Source organism: Pseudomonas sp. RA_105y_Pfl2_P56 (genome assembly GCF_963970845.1).
Classification (GTDB): Bacteria; Pseudomonadota; Gammaproteobacteria; order Pseudomonadales; family Pseudomonadaceae; genus Aquipseudomonas; species Aquipseudomonas baetica_A.
Window position 1 is genome coordinate 1 of record NZ_CAXAPL010000041.1, and the last position, 23,271, is coordinate 23,271.

The following is a 23,271-nucleotide window of genomic DNA, read 5'->3' on the forward strand; positions in this document are numbered from 1 at the left end:
TGCCAGAAGGCGTTGAAATGGTAATGCCAGGTGACAACATTCAGATGACTGTTACCCTGATCAAAACCATCGCGATGGAAGACGGTCTGCGTTTCGCTATCCGTGAAGGCGGTCGTACCGTCGGCGCTGGCGTCGTAGCCAAAATCATCGAGTAAGTCTCTTTTGTAGAGTCAGCTTGATGGATTGAAAAAGCCCCCGCTCAGCGGGGGCTTTTTTATTGGGTTGACACCTATCTGGGGCGTCTATAGAATTGCGCCTCCTTTTAACGGGCGTATTGCGCCCGGTGGGAATAGCAGCCGGAGTCTGAAATCCAATGCAAAATCAGCAAATCCGTATCAGGTTGAAGGCTTTTGACCATCGCCTGATCGACCAATCAACCCAGGAAATCGTGGAAACCGCGAAACGTACTGGTGCTCAAGTGCGTGGTCCAATTCCACTGCCTACCCGTAAAGAGCGGTTTACCGTTCTGGTTTCCCCGCACGTCAACAAAGACGCGCGTGACCAGTACGAAATCCGCACTCATAAGCGCGTTCTGGACATCGTCCAGCCAACGGATAAAACCGTTGATGCTCTTATGAAGCTTGATCTTGCGGCCGGTGTGGAAGTGCAGATCAGCCTCGGCTAAGACTCGGTCTTAGTCGTGTAACGCTCTGAAATGGGCGGCCATAGCGGGTGAAAGCCCCGTACACTCATGAGGTTTACAACATGACTATTGGTGTAGTCGGTCGTAAATGCGGTATGACCCGTATTTTCACCGAAGAAGGTGTCTCCATTCCGGTCACGGTCATTGAGATCGAGCCGAATCGCGTCACCCAGTTCAAAACTGAAGAGACCGATGGCTATCGTGCAGTGCAAGTCACTGTCGGCGAGCGTCGTGCTTCGCGTGTAACAGCAGCTCAGGCTGGCCACTTCGCTAAAGCGAACGTTGCCGCTGGTCGCACTACCATGGAATTCCGTCTTGAAGAAGGCGAGTACCAGGCTGGCGATCTGATCAACGCTGAAATCTTTGCCGCTGGTCAACTGGTTGATGTAACCGGTCAGTCCAAGGGTAAAGGCTTCCAGGGTACGATCAAGCGTTGGAATTTCCGCGGGCAAGATAACACCCACGGTAACTCCGTATCCCACCGCGTCCCAGGCTCTATCGGCCAGTGCCAGACTCCTGGTCGTGTATTCAAGGGCAAAAAAATGTCCGGTCATATGGGCGCTGAGCGCGTGACCGTGCAGTCCCTGGAAGTAGTGCGCGTGGACGCTGAACGCAATCTGTTGTTGGTCAAGGGCGCTGTTCCTGGCGCTACTGGCGGCAACCTGGTTGTACGTCCAGCAGCCAAGGCTCGCGGTTAAGGGGAAGCTGACATGCAATTAAATGTAAATGACGCTCAAGCGATCGAAGTTTCCGAACTGACATTTGGCGGCGAGTTCAACGAGACGCTGGTTCACCAAGCAGTCGTGGCCTACATGGCCGGCGGCCGTCAGGGTAGCAAGCAGCAAAAGACCCGTTCCGACGTTCGTGGTGGCGGTAAGCGCCCATGGCGTCAGAAAGGTACTGGCCGTGCTCGTGCCGGTACTATCCGTAGCCCAATCTGGCGTGGCGGCGGTACCACTTTTGCAGCTCGTCCACAGGATCACTCCCAGAAGCTGAACAAGAAGATGTATCGCGCAGCAATGCGTTCCATCCTTGCTGAGCTGGTGCGTACGGATCGTCTGGTCGTGGTTCAGGATTTCGCTGTTGAAACTCCGAAAACCAAAGATCTGCTGGGCAAGCTGAACAACATGAGCCTGACCGATGTTCTCATCGTGTCGGACGCTGTTGATCAGAACCTGTACCTGGCTGCTCGTAACCTGCCGCACGTAGATGTACGTGACGTTCAAGGTTCCGATCCAGTTAGTCTGATCGCATACGACAAGGTGTTGATCACCGTGTCGGCCGTGAAGAAATTCGAGGAGCTGCTGGGATGAACCAGGAACGCGTATTTAAAGTTCTGCTTGGCCCGCACGTTTCCGAGAAGGCTACGGTTCTGGCTGACAAGAAAGGCCAGTTCGTTTTCAAGGTTGCGACTGACGCAACCAAGCTGGAAATCAAGAAGGCCGTCGAAAGCCTGTTCAGCGTGAAAGTTGAGCGTGTTACTACCCTGAATGTTTTGGGTAAGAGCAAGCGCACAGCTCGCGGTCTGGGCAAGCGCAATGACTGGAAGAAGGCAGTTATCTCCCTTCAGCCAGGCCAAGATCTCGATTTCAGCAGCAGTGCTGAGTAAGGAAGGGGTGCATCATGGCAATCGTTAAATGCAAACCGACTTCCCCTGGCCGCCGTTTTGTGGTCAAGGTGGTCAACCAGGAGCTGCATAAAGGCGCTCCTCACGCACCGCTGCTCGAGAAAAAATCGAAGACTGGTGGTCGTAACAACAATGGCCGTATTACCACGCGTCACATCGGTGGTGGTCATAAGCAGCATTATCGTATGGTCGATTTCCGTCGCAACGACAAAGATGGCATTCCAGCCACTGTTGAGCGTATCGAATACGATCCAAACCGTACTGCTCACATTGCTCTTATGTTGTACGCAGACGGCGAACGCCGTTACATCATCGCCCCTAAAGGCGTGAGCGCTGGCGACCAGCTGATTTCGGGTGCTTTGGCTCCGATCAAGCCAGGCAACCAGTTGCAACTGCGCAGCATTCCAGTTGGTAGCACCGTACACGGCATCGAACTGAAGCCAGGTAAAGGCGCACAGATCGCTCGTTCTGCTGGTGCTTCGGCTCAGCTGATCGCTCGTGAAGGTGTGTACGTTACCCTGCGTCTTCGCTCCGGTGAAATGCGTAAAGTTCTGGCTGAATGCCGTGCGACCCTGGGCGAAGTCTCGAACTCCGAGCACAGCCTGCGTTCGCTGGGTAAAGCTGGTGCCAAACGCTGGCGTGGCGTTCGCCCAACCGTTCGTGGTGTTGCCATGAACCCGGTTGACCACCCACATGGTGGTGGTGAAGGTCGTACCTCTGGTGGTCGTCATCCGGTATCGCCATGGGGCTTCCCGACGAAGGGCGCGAAGACTCGTGGTAATAAGCGTACCGACAAAATGATCGTCCGTCGTCGCAAGTAAATAGAGGGATACGACAGTGCCACGTTCTCTGAAAAAAGGTCCTTTTATTGATCTTCACCTACTGAAGAAGATCGAAGTGGCGGCGGAGAAGAACGATCGCAAACCAATTAAGACTTGGTCGCGTCGTTCTATGATCCTGCCACAAATGGTCGGTCTGACCATCGCAGTACACAACGGTCGTCAACACGTCCCGGTTCTCGTTAACGAAGACATGGTCGGCCACAAACTGGGCGAGTTTGCCGGTACCCGCACTTATCGTGGGCACGTAGCAGACAAGAAAGCCAAGCGTTAAGGGGTTAGGAAATGGAAGTAGCCGCTAAGTTGTCGGGCGCTCGAATCTCCGCCCAGAAAGCCCGCTTGGTCGCCGACCAGATCCGCGGGAAGAAGGTGGGCGAAGCGCTCAACTTGTTGGCTTTCAGCAGTAAGAAAGCCGCCGAGATCATGAAGAAAGTGCTGGAGTCGGCCGTAGCCAACGCCGAGCATAACGAAGGCGCAGACGTTGATGACCTGAAGGTCAGCACCGTTTTCGTCAACGAAGGGCGTTCGCTGAAGCGCATCATGCCGCGTGCCAAAGGCCGTGCTGATCGCATCGTCAAGCGGTCTTGCCATATCACTGTCAAGGTTGCTGACAAGTAACGGAGTCGAAGAGATGGGTCAGAAAGTACATCCCATTGGCATTCGCCTGGGAATCGTCAAGGAGCACACCTCCGTCTGGTACGCAGACGGTCGGACTTATGCGGACTATTTGTTCGCTGATCTGAAGGTGCGTGAGTATCTCCAAGACAAACTAAAAAGCGCGTCCGTAAGCCGTATCGATATCCATCGTCCGGCGCAAACTGCACGTATCACCATCCACACCGCTCGCCCAGGTATCGTTATCGGGAAGAAAGGTGAAGATGTTGAGAAACTGCGTCAGGACCTGACCAAGCAAATGGGTGTGCCTGTGCACATCAATATCGAAGAGATCCGTAAGCCGGAGCTCGACGGTATGCTGGTTGCGCAGAGCGTAGCTCAGCAGCTGGAGCGTCGCGTAATGTTCCGTCGCGCTATGAAGCGCGCTGTACAGAACGCCATGCGCATTGGTGCCAAAGGCATCAAAATCCAAGTGAGCGGTCGTCTCGGCGGTGCTGAAATCGCACGTACTGAATGGTATCGCGAAGGTCGTGTGCCGTTGCACACCCTGCGTGCCGACATCGACTATGCCAACTACGAAGCTCACACCACATACGGTGTGATCGGTGTAAAGGTTTGGATCTTCAAAGGCGAAGTAATTGGTGGTCGCCAAGAAGAGCTGAAACCACAAGCACCAGCGCCTCGTAAAAAAGCTGCTAAGTAAGGGGTACGCCAAATGTTGCAACCTAAGCGTACGAAGTTCCGCAAGCAGATGACAGGCCACAACCGTGGTCTGGCTCAGCGCGGTAGCAAAGTCAGCTTCGGCGAGTTCGCGCTGAAGTCTGTAGCTCGTGGTCGTCTCACCGCTCGTCAGATCGAGTCAGCGCGTCGTGCTCTGACCCGTCACGTTAAACGTGGCGGCAAGATCTGGATCCGTGTATTCCCGGATAAGCCTATTTCCAAAAAGCCTCTCGAAGTTCGGATGGGTAAAGGTAAGGGTAACGTCGAATACTGGGTAGCCCAGATTCAGCCAGGCAAAGTCCTGTATGAAATCGAGGGTGTAACTGAAGAGCTGGCGCGTGAGGCTTTTGCCTTGGCTGCTGCAAAGCTGCCGCTCGCCACCGCCTTTGTTAAACGGACGGTGATGTGATGAAAGCGAATGAACTTCGTGAAAAATCCGCACAGCAGCTGAACGAGCAACTGCTCGGCTTGCTGCGCGACCAGTTCAATCTGCGTATGCAGAAAGCAACTGGCCAGTTGGGGCAGTCTCATCTGCTCTCGCAAGTTAAGCGTGACATCGCTCGCGTGAAGACTGTGCTCAACCAGCAGGCAGGTAAGTGATCATGGCTGAAGCCGAAAAAACTGTCCGTACGCTGACTGGCCGTGTTGTCAGCGACAAGATGGACAAAACCATCACCGTTCTGATCGAGCGTCGCGTTAAGCACCCGATCTACGGTAAATACGTTAAGCGTTCGACTAAGCTGCACGCGCACGACGAAACCAATCAGTGCCACATCGGCGACAAAGTCACTATTCGTGAAACTCGTCCGATGGCCAAGACCAAGTCTTGGGCATTGGTTGATGTTCTCGAACGCGCTGTGGAAGTCTAAGGACTAGGGGTCGGAGAAATTATATGATTCAGACTCAATCCATGCTCGATGTGGCCGATAACAGCGGCGCTCGCCGTGTTATGTGCATCAAGGTGCTGGGTGGCTCCCATCGTCGTTACGCTGGTATCGGTGACATCATCAAAGTTACCGTGAAGGAAGCAATTCCTCGCGGTAAAGTGAAAAAAGGCCAAGTGATGACTGCTGTTGTAGTCCGCACTCGTCACGGCGTACGTCGTGCTGATGGCTCCATTATCCGCTTTGATGGCAACGCTGCTGTTCTTCTGAACAACAAGCAAGAGCCGATCGGCACCCGTATCTTTGGGCCAGTGACCCGTGAACTTCGTACTGAGAAGTTCATGAAGATCGTCTCGCTCGCCCCAGAAGTGCTGTAAGGAGATCCGACATGCAAAAGATTCGTCGTGACGACGAGATCATCGTGATCGCCGGCAAAGACAAAGGTAAGCGCGGTAAGGTGCTGAAGGTTCTTGCTGACAACCGTCTGGTTGTTGGTGGTCTGAACCTGGTCAAGCGTCATACCAAGCCTAACCCGATGTCGGGCGTACAAGGCGGTATCGTCGAGAAAGAAGCGCCACTGCACGCTTCTAACGTAGCCATCTTCAATGGCGAAACCAACAAGGCTGACCGCGTTGGTTTCAAAGTTGAAGACGGTAAGAAAATTCGTGTCTTCAAGTCGACCCAAAAAGCGGTTGATGCTTGAACACTGCTAGGTAGAAGACCATGGCACGACTAAAAGAGATTTACCGGAAGGAAATCGCTCCGAAACTTAAGGAAGAACTTAAGCTTTCGAACGTGATGGAAGTTCCGCGCGTTACCAAAATCACCCTGAACATGGGTCTGGGCGAAGCGATCGGCGACAAAAAAGTCATCGAGCATGCTGTTGCTGACCTGGAAAAGATCACCGGCCAAAAAGTCGTTGTGACCTACGCTCGTAAATCCATCGCTGGCTTTAAAGTCCGTGAAGGATGGCCGATCGGCGTCAAGGTGACTCTACGCCGTGAGCGTATGTACGAGTTCCTGGATCGTCTGCTGTCGATCTCCCTGCCTCGGGTTCGCGACTTCCGCGGCCTGAATGCCAAGTCCTTTGATGGTCGTGGTAACTACAGCATGGGTGTGAAAGAGCAGATCATTTTCCCGGAAATCGACTACGACAAGATCGATGCTCTCCGCGGTCTGGACATTACCCTGACCACCACTGCCAAGAACGATGATGAAGGCCGCGCTCTGCTGCGTGCTTTCAAATTCCCGTTCCGCAACTGATTGGAGTAGGAAAATGGCCAAGAAGAGCATGAAAAACCGTGAGCTGAAGCGTCAGCTCACTGTTGCCAAGTACGCCACCAAGCGTGCAGCGCTGAAAGCTATCATCGTTGATCTGAACGCAAGTCCAGAAGCGCGTTGGGAAGCTACCGTAGCTCTGCAGAAGCAACCACGTGATGCAAGCGCTTCGCGCATGCGTAACCGTTGCCGCCTGACTGGTCGTCCGCACGGCGTTTACCGCAAGTTCGGCCTTGGCCGTAACAAGCTGCGTGAAGCTGCAATGCGTGGTGACGTTCCAGGTCTGGTTAAAGCCAGCTGGTAATCGCTGTCAAAGCCTTGATGGTCGGTTTCGCAAGAACCTGACCATCGGTGGCCTTGAATTTGAATCAAGCCCCTTTTGGGGCTTGATTCATTTCTGGGGTGTGTCTAGAATGACCGGCTCGCCTGAGCCCGTGTTTTTCATGCCCGGAAGTTCTCGGCGACAAGTAGTAGCCGCAAGGCTAATTTTTCTGTTTTAGGAGCGTCTAGCCCATGAGTATGCAGGACCCGTTAGCGGACATGCTAACTCGAATCCGTAATGCCCAGATGGCTGAAAAGTCTGTCGTAAGCATGCCGTCTTCCACGTTGAAGGTGGCTGTAGCAAAAGTCCTGAAGGACGAAGGTTACATCGCGGATTTTCAGATCACCACCGACGCTAAGCCGTCGTTGTCCATCTCGCTGAAGTACTTCGAAGGCCGTCCGGTTATCGAAGAAGTGAAGCGCGTTAGTCGTCCAGGCCTGCGTCAGTACAAGTCCGTTGAAGATCTGCCGAAAGTTCGTGGCGGTCTTGGCGTGTCTATCGTCTCCACCAACAAAGGTGTGATGACGGATCGTGCTGCGCGCGCTGCCGGTGTCGGCGGCGAAGTTCTTTGCACTGTGTTCTAAGGGGGGATAAGCATGTCTCGCGTCGCTAAGAACCCCGTTAAGCTGCCAGCCGGTGTCGAAGTAAAATTCGCAGGCCAACAGCTTTCGGTGAAGGGTGCCAAGGGTACTCTTGAACTGAACATCCATTCGTCTGTTGAAATTGTTGAAGAAGCTGGTGAGCTGCGTTTTGCTGCTCGCAATGGCGATCAACAAACTCGCGCAATGGCCGGTACCACGCGTGCGTTGGTAAACAACATGGTCCAAGGCGTAAGCCAAGGCTTCGAGCGTAAGCTCCAGCTGGTCGGTGTTGGTTACAAAGCGCAAGCAAAAGGCACGGTTTTGAACCTTGCCCTTGGCTTCTCGCACCCAGTGGATTACGAACTGCCGGAAGGCATCACCGCTGAGACTCCTAGCCAGACCGATATCCTGATCAAGGGCATCGATAAGCAGCTGGTGGGTCAAGTGGCCGCTGAGATCCGCGACTTCCGTCCACCAGAGCCGTACAAAGGCAAAGGTGTGCGCTACGCGGACGAAGTCGTCCGTCGTAAAGAAGCCAAGAAGAAGTAGGGCATAGCAAATGACCGACAAAAAAGTTACTCGACTGCGTCGCGCTCGCAAAGCACGCCTGAAAATGCACGAACTCGAAGTCGTGCGTCTCTGCGTGTTCCGCTCGTCGCAGCACATCTACGCCCAGGTCATCTCGGCCGACGGCAACAAAGTCCTGGCAAGTGCCTCGACTTTGGATAAAGAACTGCGTGATGGCGCCACTGGCAACATCGACGCGGCCACAAAGGTTGGCCAGCTGGTCGCTACGCGTGCTAAGGCCGCTGGCGTCTCGCAAGTGGCTTTCGACCGCTCTGGCTTCAAGTACCATGGCCGCGTTAAAGCGCTGGCTGATGCTGCTCGTGAAGCTGGGCTGGAGTTCTAAGTTATGTCAAATAACGACCAAAAGCGCGACGAAGGCTACATTGAGAAGCTGGTTCAAGTTAACCGCGTAGCCAAAACCGTTAAAGGCGGCCGTATCTTCACTTTCACCGCGTTGACCGTGGTTGGTGATGGTAAAGGGCGTGTTGGCTTCGGCCGTGGCAAGTCGCGTGAAGTGCCTGCTGCGATCCAGAAGGCAATGGAAGCTGCTCGCCGCAACATGATCCAGGTTGACCTGAACGGCACCACTCTGCAGTACGCAATGAAGTCCGCTCATGGCGCTTCGAAGGTGTACATGCAGCCTGCTTCTGAAGGTACCGGTATCATCGCTGGCGGCGCTATGCGTGCTGTCCTCGAAGTTGCTGGTGTTCAGAACGTTCTGGCCAAGTGCTACGGCTCGACTAACCCTGTAAACGTGGTTCACGCCACTTTCAAGGGTTTGAAAGCCATGCAATCTCCTGAGTCCATCGCTGCCAAGCGTGGTCTGACTGTCAAGGAGATCTTCTGATCATGGCTACCGTTAAAGTAACGCTGATCAAAAGCATGACCGGCCGAATCCCTAACCACAAACTGTGTGTTAAGGGTCTGGGTCTGCGTCGCATCGGTCACACTGTAGAAGTTCAGGATACTCCCGAGAATCGCGGGATGATCAACAAGGCTTACTACATGCTGCGTGTCGAGGGTTAATCGATGAAACTCAATGATCTGAGTCCAGCGCCGGGTTCCCGTCGCGAAAAGCATCGTCCGGGCCGTGGTATCGGTAGTGGTTTGGGTAAGACTGGTGGCCGTGGTCACAAAGGTCAAACCTCCCGCTCCGGTGGCACCATTGCTCCAGGCTTTGAAGGCGGTCAACAGCCGCTGCATCGTCGTCTGCCGAAGTTCGGTTTCGTTTCCCTGAAAGCCATGGATCGCGCAGAAGTGCGTTTGTCCGAGCTGGCTAAAGTGGAAGGCGACATCGTCACCGTGCAGTCCCTGAAAGATGCCAACGTGATCAACGTCAACGTACAGCGTGTAAAAATCATGCTGTCCGGTGAAGTGACTCGCGCTGTCACTATCGGCAAGGGAATCGGCGCCACCAAAGGTGCGCGTTCGGCTATCGAAGCAGCTGGCGGCAAGTTCGAGGAATAAATGGCTAAGCAAGGTGCTCTCTCTGCGCTCGGCAAAGGCGGTATGTCTGAACTTTGGGCTCGTCTGCGTTTTCTGTTCCTGGCGATTATCGTCTACCGAATAGGCGCACACATCCCGGTTCCAGGTATCAACCCGGACCGACTCGCAGACCTGTTTCGACAGAATGAGGGGACCATTCTTAGCTTGTTCAACATGTTCTCCGGCGGCGCGCTGGAACGGATGAGCATCTTTGCATTGGGGATCATGCCGTACATTTCGGCATCGATCATCATGCAACTGATGACAGCCGTCAGTCCGCAGTTGGAGCAGTTGAAGAAGGAAGGTGAAGCTGGCCGTCGCAAGATCAGCCAGTACACCCGCTACGGCACCGTCGTCCTCGCTCTCGTTCAGGCCATTGGCATGTCCATTGGTCTGGCGGGGCAGGGCGTTGCGTTCACTGGTGACTTTGGCTTCCATTTCGTCGCGGTATCCACTTTTGTGGCTGGTGCGATGTTCATGATGTGGCTGGGTGAGCAGATTACTGAGCGTGGTGTAGGTAACGGTATCTCGATGTTGATTTTTTCGGGTATCGTCGCCGGTCTTCCGAGAGCGATCGGGCAGTCTTTCGAGTCTGCGCGTCAGGGTGATATCAATATTTTTGCCTTGGTTGCCATCGGTTTGCTGGCAGTAGCGATTATCGGTTTTGTGGTGTTCATTGAGCGTGGTCAGCGTCGTATTGCTGTTCATTACGCCAAGCGTCAGCAGGGTCGTAAGGTTTTTGCTGCGCAGACAAGCCACTTGCCGCTGAAGGTGAACATGGCCGGTGTTATTCCGGCTATTTTCGCGAGCAGCATTTTGCTGTTTCCGGCTTCGTTGGGTGCCTGGTTTGGTCAGTCTGAAGGTATGGGCTGGTTGCAGGACATCTCGCAGTCGATCGCTCCTGGTCAGCCGTTGAATATTCTGCTGTTTAGTGCAGGGATTATTTTCTTCTGCTTCTTCTATACGGCGTTGATGTTCAATCCGAAAGACGTAGCGGAAAACCTGAAGAAGTCCGGTGCCTTTATTCCGGGTATCCGTCCAGGTGAGCAGTCTGCGCGCTATATTGATGGCGTTCTGACCCGCTTGACCATGTTCGGTGCTCTTTACATGACGGCCGTGTGCTTGTTGCCCCAGTTCCTGGTGGTTGCAGCAAACGTTCCGTTCTACCTTGGCGGGACCTCGTTGCTGATCGTGGTCGTGGTTGTGATGGACTTCATGTCTCAAGTACAATCGCACCTCGTTTCGCACCAGTACGAATCCCTGATGAAGAAAGCCAACCTGAAGGGTTACGGCAGCGGCATGTTGCGCTGAGTACCCATAAGGTTCGAGGAGTTGGTGATGAAAGTTCGTGCATCGGTGAAAAAGCTGTGCCGTAACTGCAAGATTATTCGCCGCGAAGGTGTTGTTCGAGTAATTTGCAGCGCGGAACCGCGTCACAAACAGCGCCAAGGCTGAGTGTGATTGTGCTTCAAGCCCGGTAGCTAGTGCGCTACCGGGTTGATTATTTGTTATTACAGCGATATTATCTCGCGCCCTATTTCTTGGCTTCCGGGGCGTAGGTAGCTGTCAATTGGAGTCCCACTGAATGGCCCGTATTGCAGGCGTTAACATTCCAGATAACAAGCATACTGTTATCTCGCTGACCTACATCTATGGTGTCGGTCGCACTACTGCACAGAAGATCTGTGCAGAGACTGGGGTAAACCCAGCAGCAAAGATCAAAGATCTGAGCGACGAGCAAATTGAACAGCTGCGTGGCGAAGTGGCGAAGTTCACCACTGAAGGTGACCTGCGTCGCGAAATCAACATGAAAATCAAGCGCTTGATGGACCTCGGTTGCTATCGCGGTCTGCGTCATCGTCGCGGTCTTCCAGTGCGCGGTCAGCGTACCAAGACCAACGCGCGTACCCGTAAAGGTCCGCGTAAGCCGATCCGCAAGTAATCGCCCCAGCGAATCGACAGGAATTTAATCATGGCAAAACCTGCTGCTCGTCCTCGTAAAAAAGTTAAAAAGACAGTGGTTGATGGCATCGCCCACATCCATGCATCTTTTAACAACACCATCGTGACCATTACCGACCGTCAAGGTAACGCTCTTTCCTGGGCTACCTCCGGTGGTTCGGGTTTCCGCGGTTCCCGCAAGTCCACCCCGTTTGCTGCTCAAGTAGCTGCTGAACGTGCTGGTCAAGCTGCGCTGGAATATGGCCTGAAAAATCTTGACGTTAACGTCAAGGGTCCAGGTCCAGGTCGTGAATCCGCAGTCCGCGCTTTGAACGGCTGTGGCTACAAGATCGCCAGCATCACCGACGTGACGCCAATCCCGCACAACGGGTGCCGTCCGCCGAAGAAGCGCCGCGTGTAATCCAGGAGATTGTAAAGAATGGCTCGTTACATTGGTCCAAAATGCAAACTCGCTCGTCGCGAAGGCACCGATCTCTTCCTGAAGAGCGGCGTGCGCGCGATCGAATCGAAGTGCAACATTGAAGCAGCACCTGGTATCCACGGCCAACGCCGCGGTCGCCAGTCCGACTACGGCACCCAACTGCGTGAAAAGCAGAAGGTCCGTCGTATTTACGGCGTTCTCGAGCGTCAGTTCAGCGGCTACTACAAAGAAGCTGCTGGCAAGAAAGGTGCAACTGGTGAAAACCTGCTGCAACTGCTCGAATGCCGTCTGGACAACGTTGTATACCGTATGGGCTTTGGTTCGACTCGTGCCGAATCCCGTCAGCTGGTATCGCACAAGTCGATCAGCGTTAACGGTCAGACCGTAAACGTTCCGTCGTATCAGGTTCGTGCTGGTGACGTGGTTGCAGTTCGCGAGAAAGCAAAAAACCAACTTCGCATTGTCCAAGCTCTCGATCTGTGTGCCCAACGTGGCCGCGTAGAATGGGTAGAAGTAGACACTGAGAAGAAGTCGGGCGTTTTCAAGAACGTTCCTGCTCGCAGTGATCTGTCCGCCGACATCAACGAAAGCCTGATTGTCGAGCTCTACTCCAAGTAAGGGCTAGAAAATAGGTGCATCCATGCAGATTTCGGTAAATGAGTTCCTGACACCCCGCCATATTGATGTGCAGGTTGTCAGTCCAACCCGCGCCAAGATCACTCTCGAGCCTCTCGAGCGTGGTTTTGGCCACACCCTGGGCAACGCGCTGCGACGCATCCTGTTGTCCTCAATGCCCGGCTGCGCAGTAGTCGAGGCCGAGATTGACGGTGTGCTCCACGAGTACAGCGCCATCGAAGGTGTACAGGAAGACGTAATTGAAATCCTGTTGAACCTTAAAGGTCTGGCCATCAAGCTGCACGGTCGTGACGAAGTTACGCTGACCTTGTCGAAGAAGGGTTCGGGGGTGGTTACCGCTGCCGATATTCAGCTGGATCATGATGTCGAGATCGTTAATCCCGATCACGTAATCGCTAACCTGGCGTCTAACGGCGCCCTGAACATGAAGCTCACCGTAGCTCGTGGTCGTGGTTATGAACCAGCCGACTCGCGTCAGAGCGATGAAGACGAAAGCCGCAGCATCGGTCGCTTGCAGCTTGATTCTTCGTTCAGCCCGGTTCGCCGTATCGCATACGTGGTGGAAAACGCCCGTGTCGAGCAGCGTACCAACCTGGACAAGCTGGTTATTGATCTGGAAACCAACGGTACCCTGGATCCTGAAGAGGCTATCCGCCGCGCTGCAACCATTCTGCAACAGCAGTTGGCTGCGTTCGTCGACCTCAAAGGTGACAGTGAGCCAGTGGTTGTCGAGCAGGAAGACGAGATCGATCCGATCCTGCTTCGCCCGGTTGACGATCTGGAACTGACTGTACGTTCGGCTAACTGCCTTAAGGCGGAAAACATCTACTACATCGGTGACCTGATTCAGCGTACCGAAGTAGAGCTGTTGAAGACTCCGAACCTGGGCAAGAAATCCTTGACTGAAATCAAGGACGTTCTGGCCTCCCGCGGTCTGTCCCTCGGCATGCGCCTCGACAACTGGCCGCCTGCAAGTCTTAAGAAGGACGACAAGGCGACTGCCTGATCGTCGTAATCACCGAACGTTGTGTTTGGTAAGGAATGAACCATGCGTCATCGTAAAAGTGGTCGTCACCTGAGCCGCACCAGCTCGCACCGCAAGGCCATGTTTCAAAACATGGCGGTGTCGCTGTTCGAGCACGAGCTGATCAAAACTACTCTGCCAAAAGCCAAAGAACTGCGTCGCGTTGCTGAGCCGCTGATCACTCTGGCCAAGACAGACAGCCTGGCTAACCGCCGTCTGGCTTTCGACCGTACTCGTTCGAAAGCTATCGTTGGTAAGCTCTTCAACGACCTGGGCAAGCGTTATGCTACCCGTGAGGGTGGCTACCTGCGCATCCTCAAGTGCGGTTTCCGCGCTGGCGACAACGCGCCTATGGCGTACGTCGAGTTGGTTGATCGTGCTACTGCTGGCGAAGCTGTATCCGCCGAGTAAGACGTCAGTCTGAAACAAAGAACCGGGCCTAGTGCCCGGTTTTTTGTGCCTGTAAGAAAAGCGCTTTACGTACAAGCATCTCCCTCTGTTCTGTTGTCACTATGTGCTGGGAAGTTTAATTAGTAATTTTCTATCGATGTGTGCAGGTTAATGAATTTGTAGGTGTCACATTGTTGATTGATACTCCCGTCCAAGCCGATTAGCCGGCAGCTCCAAGACTGACAGAGGAAGAAGACCGTATGAGCCAGACCAAAACGCTTACGACCGCCAGTGGCGCGCCTGTCGCTGATAACCAGAATTCTCGCTCCGCCGGCCCGCGAGGCCCGCTGCTGCTCGACGATTTTCATCTGATCGAGAAGCTTGCCCACTTTAATCGTGAAAACATTCCTGAGCGCCGGGTGCACGCTAAGGGCTCGGGTGCTTACGGTACGTTTACCGTAACCCGCGATATCACCGATTACACCAGCGCTAAGCTGTTCGAGTCCGTAGGGAAGCAAACCCCGACCTTCCTGCGTTTTTCAACGGTAGGTGGCGAGCGCGGTTCTGCCGACACCGAGCGAGATCCGCGTGGCTTTGCGCTGAAGTTCTACACCGAGGAAGGTAACTGGGACATTGTCGGCAACAACACGCCAGTCTTCTTCATTCGCGACCCGCTGAAATTCCCTGACTTCATCCACACCCAAAAGCGCCTGCCACAAAGTAATCTGAAGAGTGCGCAGATGATGTGGGACTTCTGGTCGCATTCGCCGGAAGCGTTACACCAAGTCACCATTCTTTTTTCTGACCGCGGGATCCCGGACGGGTACCGTCACATGCACGGCTTTGGTAGTCACACTTACAGTCTGATCAGCGCTCAAGGCGAGCGTCACTGGGTGAAGTGGCACTACAAGACCCAGCAAGGCATCAAAAACCTTGCGCCGGCTGATGCCGCTCGTCTGGCTGGCACTGACCCGGATTACGCGCAGCGTGATCTGTTTGAAGCAATTGAGCGCGGTGACTTCCCGAAATGGCGCGTGTGCATTCAGATCATGACCGAGGCTCAGGCAGCGGCGCACTATGAGAACCCGTTTGACGTGACCAAGACCTGGTCGCAGAAAGAGTTCCCGCTGATCGAAGTAGGTGAGTTGGAGCTGAACCGCAATCCGCTGAACTACTTCGCTGAAGTCGAGCAGGCCGCGTTCGGCCCGAGCAACATGGTGCCTGGCGTCGGTTTGTCGCCGGATCGTATGCTGCAAGGTCGTGTATTCGCTTACGCTGATGCTCACCGCTACCGTGTTGGTACCAATCACCAGCAATTGCCTGTGAATGCGCCACGCAGTGCGGTGAACACATACCAGCGCGACGGTTCGATGGCTTTCGGCAGCAACGGTGGCGCAGCGCCAAATTACGAGCCGAACAGTTACGTAGAGTCGCCCAAACAAGCGCCGCGTTATGCAGAGCCGGCGCTGGCCTTGAGCGGTGCGGCTGACCGCTACGATCATCGCGAGGACAGTGATTACTACAGTCAGGCGGGGGCACTGTTCCGCTTGATGAATGACGAACAGAAAGCGCTGCTGGTCAGTAACATTGCAGGAGCGATGGCCGGTGTGACGCCTGATGTTGTGGATCGCCAGTTGCAGCATTTCTACAAAGCTGATCCGGCGTATGGCGAAGCAATTGCAAAGCTGCTCAACGTACAGCTTAACGAAGTCTAAACGAGAAGCAGAACCGCCCTCATTAGGGCGGTTTTTGCGTTATTTAGCCTGCTTTTCTCAGATTATCTTCGCTTTTATTGCGCATGGAGGGTGACCTGACAGTCAGGTTGGTTCAAACTACAGCCTTTCAAGCAGGGAGATGTAGGGCGATGCAAGGCCACCCAGACGTTATCGATTACCTCAACACGTTGCTGACCGGCGAACTGGCCGCGCGTGACCAGTATTTTGTCCACTCGCGGATGTATGAGGACTGGGGATTCACCAAGCTCTACGAACGAATCAACCACGAGATGGAAGAAGAAGCAGGCCATGCTGACGCGTTGATGCGCCGGATCCTGATGCTTGAAGGTACGCCACGCATGCGTCCGGATGATCTGGATGTCGGCACCACCGTCCCGGAGATGCTCGAAGCCGATCTGCGCCTTGAGTACAAAGTCCGTGCGGCATTGTGCAAAGGCATCGAGCTCTGCGAACAGCACAACGACTACGTCAGCCGTGAGATATTGCGCGTTCAGCTCCACGATACCGAAGAAGATCACACCTACTGGCTGGAAAAGCAGTTGGGCCTGATCAAGCTAATCGGTCTCCAGAACTACCTGCAATCCCACACCTGACATGTAATACAAAAAAGCCCCTGTCACTGACGAAGTGACAGGGGCTTTTTCATGCTCGGTGTCTAGGCCCGATCACGGATCAGCAGTGGCTTGAGGTAATGGCCGGTGTGAGATTGCTTCATCTCGGCCACTTCCTCGGGCGTGCCGGTGGCAATGATCTGGCCACCCTTGGAACCACCCTCAGGCCCGAGATCGACCAGCCAGTCGGCAGTCTTGATCACGTCAAGGTTGTGCTCGATCACCACCACGGTGTTGCCGTGGTCGCGCAGGCGATGCAGGACGTCGAGCAATTGCTGGATATCCGCGAAGTGCAGGCCCGTGGTCGGCTCGTCGAGGATGTACAGCGTCTTGCCGGTATCGCGTTTGGACAACTCACGGGACAGTTTGACCCGCTGCGCCTCACCACCGGACAAGGTCGTAGCCGACTGCCCCAGCTTGATGTACGACAGCCCCACATCCATCAAGGTTTGCAGCTTGCGCGCGAGTGCCGGTACCGCGTCGAAGAACACTCGAGCCTCTTCGATGGTCATCTCGAGAGTTTCGTGGATGTTCTTGCCCTTGTATTTGATCTCAAGGGTTTCGCGGTTGTAGCGTTTGCTCTTGCACACGTCGCACGGAACATAGATATCCGGCAGGAAGTGCATTTCAACCTTGATCAGGCCATCACCCTGGCACGCCTCGCAGCGACCGCCCTTGACGTTGAACGAGAAACGCCCCGGGCCGTAGCCTCGGGAACGCGACTCGGGCACGCCGGCGAACAGTTCCCGGATCGGGGTGAACAGCCCGGTATAAGTTGCCGGGTTGGACCGTGGTGTGCGCCCAATCGGGCTCTGATCAATGTCGACCACTTTGTCCAGATGTTCCAGGCCCTTGATGCTGTCGTGCGCGGCTGCTTCCAGAGTGGTCGCACCGTTGAGTGCGGTAGCGCTCAGCGGGAACAGGGTGTTGTTGATCAGGGTCGATTTGCCCGAGCCGGAAACACCCGTCACGCAAGTCAGCAGGCCGATCGGAATTTCCAGATCGACGTTACGCAGGTTGTTGCCCCGTGCACCCTTGAGCGCCAGAACCTGTTTCTTGTTGCGCGGTGTACGCTTGGCCGGCACCTCGATCTTCACCCGGCCCGACAGGTACTTGCCGGTCAGGGAATCGGGGTGCGCCATGACTTCGGCTGGCGTACCTTCGGCAACGATCTGTCCGCCATGCACACCGGCACCGGGGCCGATATCCACGACATAGTCAGCCAGGCGAATCGCGTCTTCGTCGTGCTCGACCACAATCACTGTGTTGCCGATGTCGCGCAGGTGTTTGAGTGTGCCGAGCAGCCGGTCGTTATCACGCTGGTGCAAGCCGATGGAAGGCTCATCGAGGATATACAGAACGCCCACCAGGCCGGCACCGATCTGGCTGGCCAGCCGGATCCGCTGTGCTTCGCCGCCGGACAACGTGTCGGCACTGCGATCCAGCGACAGATAGTCCAGGCCCACGTTGACCAGAAACTGCAGGCGCTCGCGGATTTCCTTGAGAATCTTGTCCGCGATTTCGCCACGACGGCCAGTCATTTTCAGTTCGCCGAAGTATTCACACGCATCGCCAATCGGCAGATTGGTCACTGCCGGCAGCGTTTTTTCGCCGACCCAGACATGCCGAGCCTCACGACGCAGACGGGTGCCACGGCAGTCCGGGCAAGACTGAGTGCTGAGGAACTTGGCCAGCTCTTCACGCACGCTCGCCGATTCGGTTTCGCGGTAGCGACGCTCGAGGTTCGGCACGATGCCTTCGAACGGGTGCGAACGTTTGACGATATCGCCACGGTCGTTAAGGTATTTGAAGTCGACGTTCTGCGAGCCGCTGCCGTGCAGGATGAATTTCTGCTGATCGGCTGGCAGTTCGTTGAAGGGCACTTCCAGGCTGAACCCGTAATGCGAAGCCAATGAGCCCAGCATCTGGAAGTAGTAGACGTTGCGCCTGTCCCAGCCGCGAATGGCCCCTTCGGCCAGGGTCAGATCACCATTGACCAGTCGCTTGATGTCGAAGAATTGCTTCACGCCCAGGCCATCGCAAGTCGGGCAGGCGCCGGCCGGGTTGTTGAAGGAAAACAGTTTTGGTTCGAGCTCGCTGATCGCGTGGCCGCAGATCGGGCAGGCGAAACGCGCGGAGAAGATCATCTCTTCGCCCGGCTCATCGTCCATCGGCGCCACGAGGGCAATGCCGTCCGCCAGTTTGAGTGCGGTCTCGAACGATTCGGCCAAACGCTGCTGCAGATCGGCGCGAACCTTGAAACGGTCGACAATCACGTCGATCGAATGCTTCTTCTGTTTATCCAGTTTCGGCAGCTCGTCGAGCTCGCAGATCCGGCCATTGACCCGGGCACGGACGAAGCCCTGAGCGCGCAGCTCTTCAAACACCGACAAGTGTTCGCCTTTGCGCTCGCGGATCACCGGGGCCAGTAGCATCAATTTGCTGCCTTCCGGCTGGGCCAGTACCAGGTCGACCATCTGGCTGACGGTCTGTGCTTCCAGTGGAATGTCGTGGTCGGGGCAGCGGGGCGTACCGACGCGTGCATACAGCAGGCGCAGATAGTCGTAGATTTCGGTGATGGTGCCGACCGTGGAGCGGGGGTTGTGCGAGGTCGATTTCTGTTCGATGGAAATCGCAGGCGACAGGCCTTCGATGGTGTCGACGTCGGGTTTTTCCATCATCGACAGGAACTGCCGGGCGTAAGCCGACAGGGATTCGACATAGCGGCGCTGACCTTCGGCGTAGAGTGTGTCGAAGGCCAGGGACGACTTGCCGGATCCGGACAGGCCGGTGATGACGATCAGCTTGTCCCGTGGCAGGGTCAGGTCGATGTTCTTCAGGTTGTGGGTACGGGCCCCACGTATCAGGATCTTGTCCAAAGTGGCCTCGCTCGGCGGGCGTCGAAAACGTAGGAGTATACGGGCAAATACTGGATGGATGCACACTATCAAGCGCAGCGTTTTTTGCCTTGCATGAAGAGAGTTTCATGTAGGCGTGTCATAGCGTCGCGATATACCCCGTCTTCCGATGGGACTGGTAGAATCGCCGCCGGTTCACACGAGGTTTTTCCATGCACGATCCCCACAGCGAACGCATGAGTGGCAGCGAGACCCGCGCGGCGAGCGGTCTGGCCCTGGTGTTCGCCTTCCGTATGCTTGGCATGTTCATGGTGTTGCCAGTACTGGCGACCTACGGCATGGATCTGGCAGGCGCGACCCCGGCCCTGATCGGGCTGGCAATTGGTGCTTACGGCCTGACCCAGGCGATTTTTCAGATTCCGTTCGGGATCATTTCCGACCGCATTGGCCGCCGGCCGGTCATTTACCTGGGGCTGATCGTCTTCGCCCTCGGCAGTGTGCTGGCGTCCCAGGCCGATTCGATCTGGGGCGTGATCGCCGGGCGGATCCTGCAGGGCGCCGGCGCGATCTCCGCCGCGGTCATGGCCTTGCTCTCCGACCTGACCCGTGAACAGCACCGCACCAAAGCGATGGCGATGATCGGCATGACCATCGGTTTGTCCTTCGCTGTGGCGATGGTGGTCGGGCCGCTGCTGACCCGGGTTTTCGGTTTGTCCGGACTGTTCCTCGCAACAGGCGGCATGGCACTGATCGGGATCCTGATCATCATGTTCATGGTGCCGCGCTCAACCGGGCCGTTGCAGCATCGTGAGTCCGGCGTGGCGCGTCAGGCGCTGCTGCCGACGCTCAAGCATCCCGATCTGCTGCGCCTCGATCTTGGCATCTTTGTATTGCACGCGATGCTCATGTCGAGCTTCGTCGCGCTGCCCTTGGCCCTGGTGGAAAAAGCCGGGTTGCCCAAGGAGCAGCATTGGTGGGTTTACCTGACCGCGCTGCTGATTTCTTTCTTCGCCATGATCCCGTTCATCATCTATGGCGAGAAGAAACGCAAAATGAAACGAATCTTGCTCGGCGCCGTCATGACGCTGATGCTGACTGAGCTATTCTTCTGGAAGTTCGGTGACAGCCTGCGGGCTCTGGTGATCGGCACGGTGGTGTTCTTCACCGCGTTCAATCTGCTGGAGGCTTCTCTGCCGTCGCTGATCAGCAAGGTTTCACCGGCAGGTGGCAAGGGCACGGCCATGGGCGTGTATTCCACCAGTCAGTTCCTCGGTTCGGCACTCGGCGGGATACTCGGCGGCTGGCTGTTTCAGCATGGCGGTCTGTCGGTTGTGTTCCTCGGATGTGCGGGGCTGGCTGCCATCTGGCTGGCCTTTGCTGTTACCATGCGCGAACCTCCCTACGTGACGAGCCTGCGCTTGCCGTTGTCGCCCGAGGCGATCCGCGAAGCGGGTCTGGTCGAGCGCCTCAAGGCCCTCGTGGGGGTAACCGATGCAGTGATAGTTGCGGATGAAGCGGCTGTTTACATCAAACTGGACAAAGAATTAGTGGATCGCGACACCCTCGAACGCCTGGTGAACAACCCGGCCGGGGCTGCTTGCGAAGCCTAGGAGAACGTTATGGCCCGTGGGGTTAACAAAGTCATATTGGTCGGCACTTGCGGCCAGGATCCCGAAGTTCGCTACCTGCCTAACGGTAACGCCGTGACCAACCTGAGTCTGGCAACCAGCGAACAGTGGACCGACAAGCAAACCGGTCAGAAGGTCGAGAAGACCGAGTGGCACCGTGTTTCGATGTTCGGCAAGGTGGCCGAGATCGCCGGTGAGTACCTGCGCAAAGGTTCGCAGGTCTACATCGAAGGCAAGCTGCAGACCCGCGAGTGGGAAAAAGACGGTATCAAGCGTTACACCACCGAAATCGTGGTCGACATGCAAGGCACCATGCAACTGCTCGGCGGCCGTCCACAACAGGGCGACCAACAAGGCGGCGGCAACAACTATCAGCAGTCCGCTCCAACGCCACGTCAGCAGGCTCCACGCCCGCAGCAGTCGGCGCCACAGCAGCGTTCGGCCCCGGCTCCACAGCAGGCCGCACCGCAACCGGCTCCGGATTTCGACAGCTTCGATGACGATATTCCGTTCTAATTCTTGGCTGCATACGATCTAAATAAAAAGGCCCGTCGTTCAACGCGACAGGCCTTTTTTGTGGGCGGTGGTTTGTCAGTCAAGAATCAAATGCGGCAGAAACCGGCTTGAATCCTTGGTGATCAGACTGTTGTCCTCACGCACGCCAATACCCGCCGCCTGATCGCCAATCACCCAGGAGCCGATCAGCGTGTAGCTGTTACCGAACTTCGGCAGTGGTGCGAACTCCTGAAGGATAAATGGCGCATCGGTGTAGGGCCCATCTTCTTTGACGATCAGACCTTGCGCGGTTTGCAGTTCGATGTTTGCACCTTCCCGGGAGAAGTACGGTTTGCGCACCCAGCCTTTGGGCACGGCACTGGCCGGGTTCGGATCGAGGTGCGCTGCGAGCAGATTCGGATGGCCTTTGTGCAACTCCCACAACAGCGGCAGTGCGCCTTTGTTCGACAGGATCGCTTTCCACGCAGGCTCGAAAAACTGCGTATCGCACTCGGCAATCGCCGCGCCGAACGGTTCATGGAAGATGAATTCCCAGGCGTGCAGCTTGAACAGGTGCGGGATCCAGCGATCTTGCAGGTCGACAAAGCGGCCCTCGGCCGTCAGGCCAATGTCTTCGATGTCGATGTGCCGGGATTCGATGCCGACCTTTTCCGCGATCAGTCGCAGGTAATCGGTGGTGCCTTTATCCTCGACCGAGTCTTTCATTGAGGCAAAGTAGAAAGGTCGCTTGAGCTGCAACTCGGCAAAGGCTTGATGCAGCTTGGTGTCGATGCTGTTGAACTGGTCGGCATGGCTGGGCAGCGTGCCGCGCTCAATGCATTGCTCCAGCCAACCCCACTGGAACGCCGCCGCCTCGTAAAGGCTGGTTGGCGTGTCGTAGTTGAGTTCCAGCAGTTTCGCCGGGCCGTTGCCGCTGTAGGAAAAGTCCATGCGCCCGTACAGATGCGGATGTCCTTCCAGCCAGGACGTTCGGATCATGTCGTAGTACGCAGGCGGGATGCTCAGGCGATTCAGCAGTTCTTCGCTGTGTACCACGCGGTCGACCAGGTCCATGCACATCTCGTGCAGTTCGGTGGTCGGGTCCTCGAGATCGTTTTCGATTTGCGTGAGCGTGAACTGGTAATACGCGCTTTCGTCCCAGTAGGGCTCGTCGTCGATGGTGTGGAACATAAAGCCGAGGCTCTCGGCCGTTTGTTTCCAGTCGGGGCGCTCGGCGCAGTGGACCTTTTTCATCGTCAGCTGCTCGAGCGGCCGGAACTGCTGCCCCAACCACCCCAACCGCTGCGGGCACTGGACTGGCTGCCAAAACCGCCACGGGAGGTGGAGGAGGCGACGTTCACCGGTTTGCTTTTGCTGCTCTCGTAGGTCGGTTGGCTACGGGGCGCCGACTCGATTCTTTTTGACTGCGTCGAGGTGTTGTAGGGCTGGCGCGTATCGCGGTCGCGATAGACCGTGCGATTCGAGTTGTTGCTCATCGCGTTGCCGATCAGCCATCCGCTCAGCCAGCCGCCGCCACTCGAGGTGTGGGAAGTGTTTTGCACATTCTGGGCAGCCGTCGTGTCACCGGCCGGCATCTGCGCATCGGCGATGGCGTCGAGATTTTGTGGGGTTTCACCGTTCTGCGGCACTTTGAAACCGCCGAGTTTCGGCACGAAGCGGCCGTCGGAGTTTTTCTGGCACCAGTCGGCAGCAAAGTCCGCGTCGCACTTGGCCTTGTCGTCGTACGCCGGAGCGATACGCCGGTGTTCGGTGAGCGCCGCGACGTAGGCGTTGGAGCAGACGTCGGCTGCCACTTCGGCATCGACGCACTGCTCAACGCTCTGGAAATTGCGCGCCTGATCCACCGCTGCCGCTTCGCCGGAAATGGCCATGGCCACCGACGCGGCGAGGGACAACTGAACGTACTTGCTTCGTTTCATCTAAGGCTT

The 23,271-nt window shown here is 55.9% G+C and carries 35 protein-coding genes and 1 pseudogene; 33 read left to right on the top strand and 3 right to left on the bottom strand.

Translation table 11 applies throughout. The features are described 5' to 3' along the window. The 31 genes and pseudogenes from AACY11_RS22855 to bfr all read left to right on the top strand — a co-directional run. Positions 1–155, top strand: a pseudogene (locus AACY11_RS22855) (hypothetical protein); the annotation flags it as partial. A gap of 158 nt (positions 156–313) precedes the next feature. Continuing rightward, complete coding sequence (gene rpsJ, locus AACY11_RS22860) at positions 314–625, top strand: 30S ribosomal protein S10 (protein ID WP_003186070.1); 312 nt, start codon at positions 314–316, stop codon at positions 623–625. Between the two features lie 80 nt (positions 626–705). Beyond that, positions 706–1,341, top strand: coding sequence for a 50S ribosomal protein L3 (gene rplC, locus AACY11_RS22865; protein WP_003228738.1), 636 nt, complete (start codon positions 706–708; stop codon positions 1,339–1,341). A 12-nt stretch (positions 1,342–1,353) separates the two neighbouring features. Beyond that, positions 1,354–1,956 (top strand): 50S ribosomal protein L4, encoded by a 603-nt coding sequence (gene rplD, locus AACY11_RS22870; protein ID WP_003228735.1) that lies wholly within the window; start codon positions 1,354–1,356, stop codon positions 1,954–1,956. Beyond that, positions 1,953–2,252: a 50S ribosomal protein L23 gene (rplW, locus tag AACY11_RS22875; protein ID WP_002555488.1), complete on the top strand. Its 300-nt coding sequence runs from the start codon at positions 1,953–1,955 to the stop codon at positions 2,250–2,252. The genes rplD and rplW overlap by 4 nt, the downstream gene beginning before the upstream one ends. Positions 2,253–2,266: 14 nt before the next feature. Beyond that, complete coding sequence (gene rplB / locus AACY11_RS22880; RefSeq protein ID WP_042561342.1) at positions 2,267–3,091, top strand: 50S ribosomal protein L2; 825 nt, start codon at positions 2,267–2,269, stop codon at positions 3,089–3,091. A 16-nt stretch (positions 3,092–3,107) separates the two neighbouring features. Continuing rightward, complete coding sequence (gene rpsS, locus AACY11_RS22885; protein WP_003228731.1) at positions 3,108–3,383, top strand: 30S ribosomal protein S19; 276 nt, start codon at positions 3,108–3,110, stop codon at positions 3,381–3,383. Between the two features lie 11 nt (positions 3,384–3,394). Beyond that, the gene (rplV, locus tag AACY11_RS22890; protein ID WP_003103908.1) at positions 3,395–3,727 is read left to right on the top strand and encodes a 50S ribosomal protein L22; all 333 of its coding nucleotides are present in this window, start codon (positions 3,395–3,397) and stop codon (positions 3,725–3,727) included. A 13-nt stretch (positions 3,728–3,740) separates the two neighbouring features. Continuing rightward, positions 3,741–4,427, top strand: coding sequence for a 30S ribosomal protein S3 (gene rpsC, locus AACY11_RS22895; protein ID WP_003176422.1), 687 nt, complete (start codon positions 3,741–3,743; stop codon positions 4,425–4,427). A gap of 12 nt (positions 4,428–4,439) precedes the next feature. After that, positions 4,440–4,853, top strand: a complete 414-nt coding sequence (gene rplP / locus AACY11_RS22900; protein ID WP_003232424.1) for a 50S ribosomal protein L16 — start codon at positions 4,440–4,442, stop codon at positions 4,851–4,853. Then, positions 4,853–5,044 (top strand): 50S ribosomal protein L29, encoded by a 192-nt coding sequence (rpmC, locus tag AACY11_RS22905; protein ID WP_002555481.1) that lies wholly within the window; start codon positions 4,853–4,855, stop codon positions 5,042–5,044. The genes rplP and rpmC overlap by 1 nt, the downstream gene beginning before the upstream one ends. A gap of 2 nt (positions 5,045–5,046) precedes the next feature. Further along, positions 5,047–5,313 (top strand): 30S ribosomal protein S17, encoded by a 267-nt coding sequence (rpsQ, locus tag AACY11_RS22910; protein ID WP_003194644.1) that lies wholly within the window; start codon positions 5,047–5,049, stop codon positions 5,311–5,313. Between the two features lie 23 nt (positions 5,314–5,336). Beyond that, on the top strand, positions 5,337–5,705 hold the full coding sequence (gene rplN / locus AACY11_RS22915; RefSeq protein ID WP_002555479.1) for a 50S ribosomal protein L14: 369 nt from the start codon (positions 5,337–5,339) through the stop codon (positions 5,703–5,705). Positions 5,706–5,716: 11 nt separating this feature from the next. Beyond that, a complete protein-coding gene (rplX, locus tag AACY11_RS22920; RefSeq protein WP_003186046.1) occupies positions 5,717–6,031 on the top strand; it encodes a 50S ribosomal protein L24 in 315 nt (104 codons plus the stop codon). Positions 6,032–6,051: 20 nt separating this feature from the next. Next, positions 6,052–6,591, top strand: a complete 540-nt coding sequence (gene rplE, locus AACY11_RS22925; protein WP_003210069.1) for a 50S ribosomal protein L5 — start codon at positions 6,052–6,054, stop codon at positions 6,589–6,591. Positions 6,592–6,604: 13 nt separating this feature from the next. Beyond that, a complete protein-coding gene (gene rpsN / locus AACY11_RS22930; RefSeq protein ID WP_003228726.1) occupies positions 6,605–6,910 on the top strand; it encodes a 30S ribosomal protein S14 in 306 nt (101 codons plus the stop codon). A 209-nt stretch (positions 6,911–7,119) separates the two neighbouring features. Then, the gene (gene rpsH, locus AACY11_RS22935) at positions 7,120–7,512 is read left to right on the top strand and encodes a 30S ribosomal protein S8 (protein WP_007966178.1); all 393 of its coding nucleotides are present in this window, start codon (positions 7,120–7,122) and stop codon (positions 7,510–7,512) included. Between the two features lie 12 nt (positions 7,513–7,524). Then, on the top strand, positions 7,525–8,058 hold the full coding sequence (gene rplF, locus AACY11_RS22940) for a 50S ribosomal protein L6 (protein WP_003176412.1): 534 nt from the start codon (positions 7,525–7,527) through the stop codon (positions 8,056–8,058). Between the two features lie 10 nt (positions 8,059–8,068). Continuing rightward, on the top strand, positions 8,069–8,419 hold the full coding sequence (gene rplR / locus AACY11_RS22945) for a 50S ribosomal protein L18 (RefSeq protein WP_003186037.1): 351 nt from the start codon (positions 8,069–8,071) through the stop codon (positions 8,417–8,419). 3 nt (positions 8,420–8,422) lie between these two features. Then, complete coding sequence (gene rpsE / locus AACY11_RS22950; RefSeq protein WP_003176409.1) at positions 8,423–8,923, top strand: 30S ribosomal protein S5; 501 nt, start codon at positions 8,423–8,425, stop codon at positions 8,921–8,923. Positions 8,924–8,925: 2 nt separating this feature from the next. Continuing rightward, positions 8,926–9,102, top strand: coding sequence for a 50S ribosomal protein L30 (gene rpmD / locus AACY11_RS22955; protein WP_003176408.1), 177 nt, complete (start codon positions 8,926–8,928; stop codon positions 9,100–9,102). A 3-nt stretch (positions 9,103–9,105) separates the two neighbouring features. Continuing rightward, a complete protein-coding gene (gene rplO, locus AACY11_RS22960; protein WP_042561340.1) occupies positions 9,106–9,543 on the top strand; it encodes a 50S ribosomal protein L15 in 438 nt (145 codons plus the stop codon). Continuing rightward, positions 9,544–10,872, top strand: a complete 1,329-nt coding sequence (gene secY, locus AACY11_RS22965; protein ID WP_003228718.1) for a preprotein translocase subunit SecY — start codon at positions 9,544–9,546, stop codon at positions 10,870–10,872. It begins immediately after the preceding gene. A gap of 27 nt (positions 10,873–10,899) precedes the next feature. Next, complete coding sequence (rpmJ, locus tag AACY11_RS22970; RefSeq protein WP_002555468.1) at positions 10,900–11,016, top strand: 50S ribosomal protein L36; 117 nt, start codon at positions 10,900–10,902, stop codon at positions 11,014–11,016. A gap of 130 nt (positions 11,017–11,146) precedes the next feature. Beyond that, on the top strand, positions 11,147–11,503 hold the full coding sequence (rpsM, locus tag AACY11_RS22975; RefSeq protein ID WP_009045849.1) for a 30S ribosomal protein S13: 357 nt from the start codon (positions 11,147–11,149) through the stop codon (positions 11,501–11,503). Between the two features lie 30 nt (positions 11,504–11,533). Beyond that, positions 11,534–11,923, top strand: a complete 390-nt coding sequence (rpsK, locus tag AACY11_RS22980) for a 30S ribosomal protein S11 (protein WP_002555466.1) — start codon at positions 11,534–11,536, stop codon at positions 11,921–11,923. 18 nt (positions 11,924–11,941) lie between these two features. Then, positions 11,942–12,562 (top strand): 30S ribosomal protein S4, encoded by a 621-nt coding sequence (rpsD, locus tag AACY11_RS22985; RefSeq protein ID WP_003176404.1) that lies wholly within the window; start codon positions 11,942–11,944, stop codon positions 12,560–12,562. A 22-nt stretch (positions 12,563–12,584) separates the two neighbouring features. Beyond that, positions 12,585–13,586: a DNA-directed RNA polymerase subunit alpha gene (locus AACY11_RS22990; RefSeq protein ID WP_003186012.1), complete on the top strand. Its 1,002-nt coding sequence runs from the start codon at positions 12,585–12,587 to the stop codon at positions 13,584–13,586. Positions 13,587–13,628: 42 nt separating this feature from the next. Continuing rightward, complete coding sequence (gene rplQ, locus AACY11_RS22995) at positions 13,629–14,015, top strand: 50S ribosomal protein L17 (protein WP_003176402.1); 387 nt, start codon at positions 13,629–13,631, stop codon at positions 14,013–14,015. A 239-nt stretch (positions 14,016–14,254) separates the two neighbouring features. Continuing rightward, on the top strand, positions 14,255–15,709 hold the full coding sequence (locus tag AACY11_RS23000; RefSeq protein WP_339495768.1) for a catalase: 1,455 nt from the start codon (positions 14,255–14,257) through the stop codon (positions 15,707–15,709). Positions 15,710–15,858: 149 nt separating this feature from the next. After that, positions 15,859–16,323: a bacterioferritin gene (bfr, locus tag AACY11_RS23005; protein ID WP_339431279.1), complete on the top strand. Its 465-nt coding sequence runs from the start codon at positions 15,859–15,861 to the stop codon at positions 16,321–16,323. 62 nt (positions 16,324–16,385) lie between these two features. Here bfr and uvrA read toward each other — a convergent pair whose 3' ends face one another. Continuing rightward, positions 16,386–19,220, bottom strand: coding sequence for an excinuclease ABC subunit UvrA (uvrA, locus tag AACY11_RS23010; RefSeq protein ID WP_339495769.1), 2,835 nt, complete (start codon positions 19,218–19,220; stop codon positions 16,386–16,388). A 191-nt stretch (positions 19,221–19,411) separates the two neighbouring features. On the opposite strand from uvrA, the gene AACY11_RS23015 reads away from it, so the two are divergent. Beyond that, complete coding sequence (locus tag AACY11_RS23015; RefSeq protein WP_339431281.1) at positions 19,412–20,809, top strand: MFS transporter; 1,398 nt, start codon at positions 19,412–19,414, stop codon at positions 20,807–20,809. A gap of 9 nt (positions 20,810–20,818) precedes the next feature. Continuing rightward, entirely contained in the window at positions 20,819–21,343 is a 525-nt protein-coding gene (locus tag AACY11_RS23020; RefSeq protein WP_007917224.1) for a single-stranded DNA-binding protein, read from the top strand. Positions 21,344–21,418: 75 nt separating this feature from the next. On the opposite strand, the gene AACY11_RS23025 is transcribed toward AACY11_RS23020, so the two are convergent. Beyond that, positions 21,419–22,576: a glutathionylspermidine synthase family protein gene (locus tag AACY11_RS23025; RefSeq protein WP_339495770.1), complete on the bottom strand. Its 1,158-nt coding sequence runs from the start codon at positions 22,574–22,576 to the stop codon at positions 21,419–21,421. A gap of 2 nt (positions 22,577–22,578) precedes the next feature. Further along, entirely contained in the window at positions 22,579–23,262 is a 684-nt protein-coding gene (locus tag AACY11_RS23030; protein ID WP_339431283.1) for a DUF1190 domain-containing protein, read from the bottom strand. Between the last annotated feature and the right edge of the window lie 9 nt (positions 23,263–23,271).

Excerpts from the sequence above, each read along its gene's own strand:
- rpsJ (WP_003186070.1), top strand. The coding sequence starts at position 314 with ATGCAAAATCAGCAAATCCGTATCAGGTTGAAGGCTTTTGACCATCGC.
- rplC (WP_003228738.1), top strand. The coding sequence starts at position 706 with ATGACTATTGGTGTAGTCGGTCGTAAATGCGGTATGACCCGTATTTTC.
- rplD (WP_003228735.1), top strand. The coding sequence starts at position 1,354 with ATGCAATTAAATGTAAATGACGCTCAAGCGATCGAAGTTTCCGAACTG.
- rplW (WP_002555488.1), top strand. The coding sequence starts at position 1,953 with ATGAACCAGGAACGCGTATTTAAAGTTCTGCTTGGCCCGCACGTTTCC.
- rplB (WP_042561342.1), top strand. The coding sequence starts at position 2,267 with ATGGCAATCGTTAAATGCAAACCGACTTCCCCTGGCCGCCGTTTTGTG.
- rplV (WP_003103908.1), top strand. The coding sequence starts at position 3,395 with ATGGAAGTAGCCGCTAAGTTGTCGGGCGCTCGAATCTCCGCCCAGAAA.
- rpsC (WP_003176422.1), top strand. The coding sequence starts at position 3,741 with ATGGGTCAGAAAGTACATCCCATTGGCATTCGCCTGGGAATCGTCAAG.
- rplP (WP_003232424.1), top strand. The coding sequence starts at position 4,440 with ATGTTGCAACCTAAGCGTACGAAGTTCCGCAAGCAGATGACAGGCCAC.
- rpmC (WP_002555481.1), top strand. The coding sequence starts at position 4,853 with ATGAAAGCGAATGAACTTCGTGAAAAATCCGCACAGCAGCTGAACGAG.
- rpsQ (WP_003194644.1), top strand. The coding sequence starts at position 5,047 with ATGGCTGAAGCCGAAAAAACTGTCCGTACGCTGACTGGCCGTGTTGTC.
- rplN (WP_002555479.1), top strand. The coding sequence starts at position 5,337 with ATGATTCAGACTCAATCCATGCTCGATGTGGCCGATAACAGCGGCGCT.
- rplX (WP_003186046.1), top strand. The coding sequence starts at position 5,717 with ATGCAAAAGATTCGTCGTGACGACGAGATCATCGTGATCGCCGGCAAA.
- rplE (WP_003210069.1), top strand. The coding sequence starts at position 6,052 with ATGGCACGACTAAAAGAGATTTACCGGAAGGAAATCGCTCCGAAACTT.
- rpsN (WP_003228726.1), top strand. The coding sequence starts at position 6,605 with ATGGCCAAGAAGAGCATGAAAAACCGTGAGCTGAAGCGTCAGCTCACT.
- rpsH (WP_007966178.1), top strand. The coding sequence starts at position 7,120 with ATGAGTATGCAGGACCCGTTAGCGGACATGCTAACTCGAATCCGTAAT.
- rplF (WP_003176412.1), top strand. The coding sequence starts at position 7,525 with ATGTCTCGCGTCGCTAAGAACCCCGTTAAGCTGCCAGCCGGTGTCGAA.
- rplR (WP_003186037.1), top strand. The coding sequence starts at position 8,069 with ATGACCGACAAAAAAGTTACTCGACTGCGTCGCGCTCGCAAAGCACGC.
- rpsE (WP_003176409.1), top strand. The coding sequence starts at position 8,423 with ATGTCAAATAACGACCAAAAGCGCGACGAAGGCTACATTGAGAAGCTG.
- rpmD (WP_003176408.1), top strand. The coding sequence starts at position 8,926 with ATGGCTACCGTTAAAGTAACGCTGATCAAAAGCATGACCGGCCGAATC.
- rplO (WP_042561340.1), top strand. The coding sequence starts at position 9,106 with ATGAAACTCAATGATCTGAGTCCAGCGCCGGGTTCCCGTCGCGAAAAG.
- secY (WP_003228718.1), top strand. The coding sequence starts at position 9,544 with ATGGCTAAGCAAGGTGCTCTCTCTGCGCTCGGCAAAGGCGGTATGTCT.
- rpmJ (WP_002555468.1), top strand. The coding sequence starts at position 10,900 with ATGAAAGTTCGTGCATCGGTGAAAAAGCTGTGCCGTAACTGCAAGATT.
- rpsM (WP_009045849.1), top strand. The coding sequence starts at position 11,147 with ATGGCCCGTATTGCAGGCGTTAACATTCCAGATAACAAGCATACTGTT.
- rpsK (WP_002555466.1), top strand. The coding sequence starts at position 11,534 with ATGGCAAAACCTGCTGCTCGTCCTCGTAAAAAAGTTAAAAAGACAGTG.
- rpsD (WP_003176404.1), top strand. The coding sequence starts at position 11,942 with ATGGCTCGTTACATTGGTCCAAAATGCAAACTCGCTCGTCGCGAAGGC.
- AACY11_RS22990 (WP_003186012.1), top strand. The coding sequence starts at position 12,585 with ATGCAGATTTCGGTAAATGAGTTCCTGACACCCCGCCATATTGATGTG.
- rplQ (WP_003176402.1), top strand. The coding sequence starts at position 13,629 with ATGCGTCATCGTAAAAGTGGTCGTCACCTGAGCCGCACCAGCTCGCAC.
- AACY11_RS23000 (WP_339495768.1), top strand. The coding sequence starts at position 14,255 with ATGAGCCAGACCAAAACGCTTACGACCGCCAGTGGCGCGCCTGTCGCT.
- bfr (WP_339431279.1), top strand. The coding sequence starts at position 15,859 with ATGCAAGGCCACCCAGACGTTATCGATTACCTCAACACGTTGCTGACC.
- AACY11_RS23015 (WP_339431281.1), top strand. The coding sequence starts at position 19,412 with ATGCACGATCCCCACAGCGAACGCATGAGTGGCAGCGAGACCCGCGCG.
- AACY11_RS23020 (WP_007917224.1), top strand. The coding sequence starts at position 20,819 with ATGGCCCGTGGGGTTAACAAAGTCATATTGGTCGGCACTTGCGGCCAG.
- AACY11_RS23025 (WP_339495770.1), bottom strand. The coding sequence starts at position 22,576 with ATGAAAAAGGTCCACTGCGCCGAGCGCCCCGACTGGAAACAAACGGCC.
- AACY11_RS23030 (WP_339431283.1), bottom strand. The coding sequence starts at position 23,262 with ATGAAACGAAGCAAGTACGTTCAGTTGTCCCTCGCCGCGTCGGTGGCC.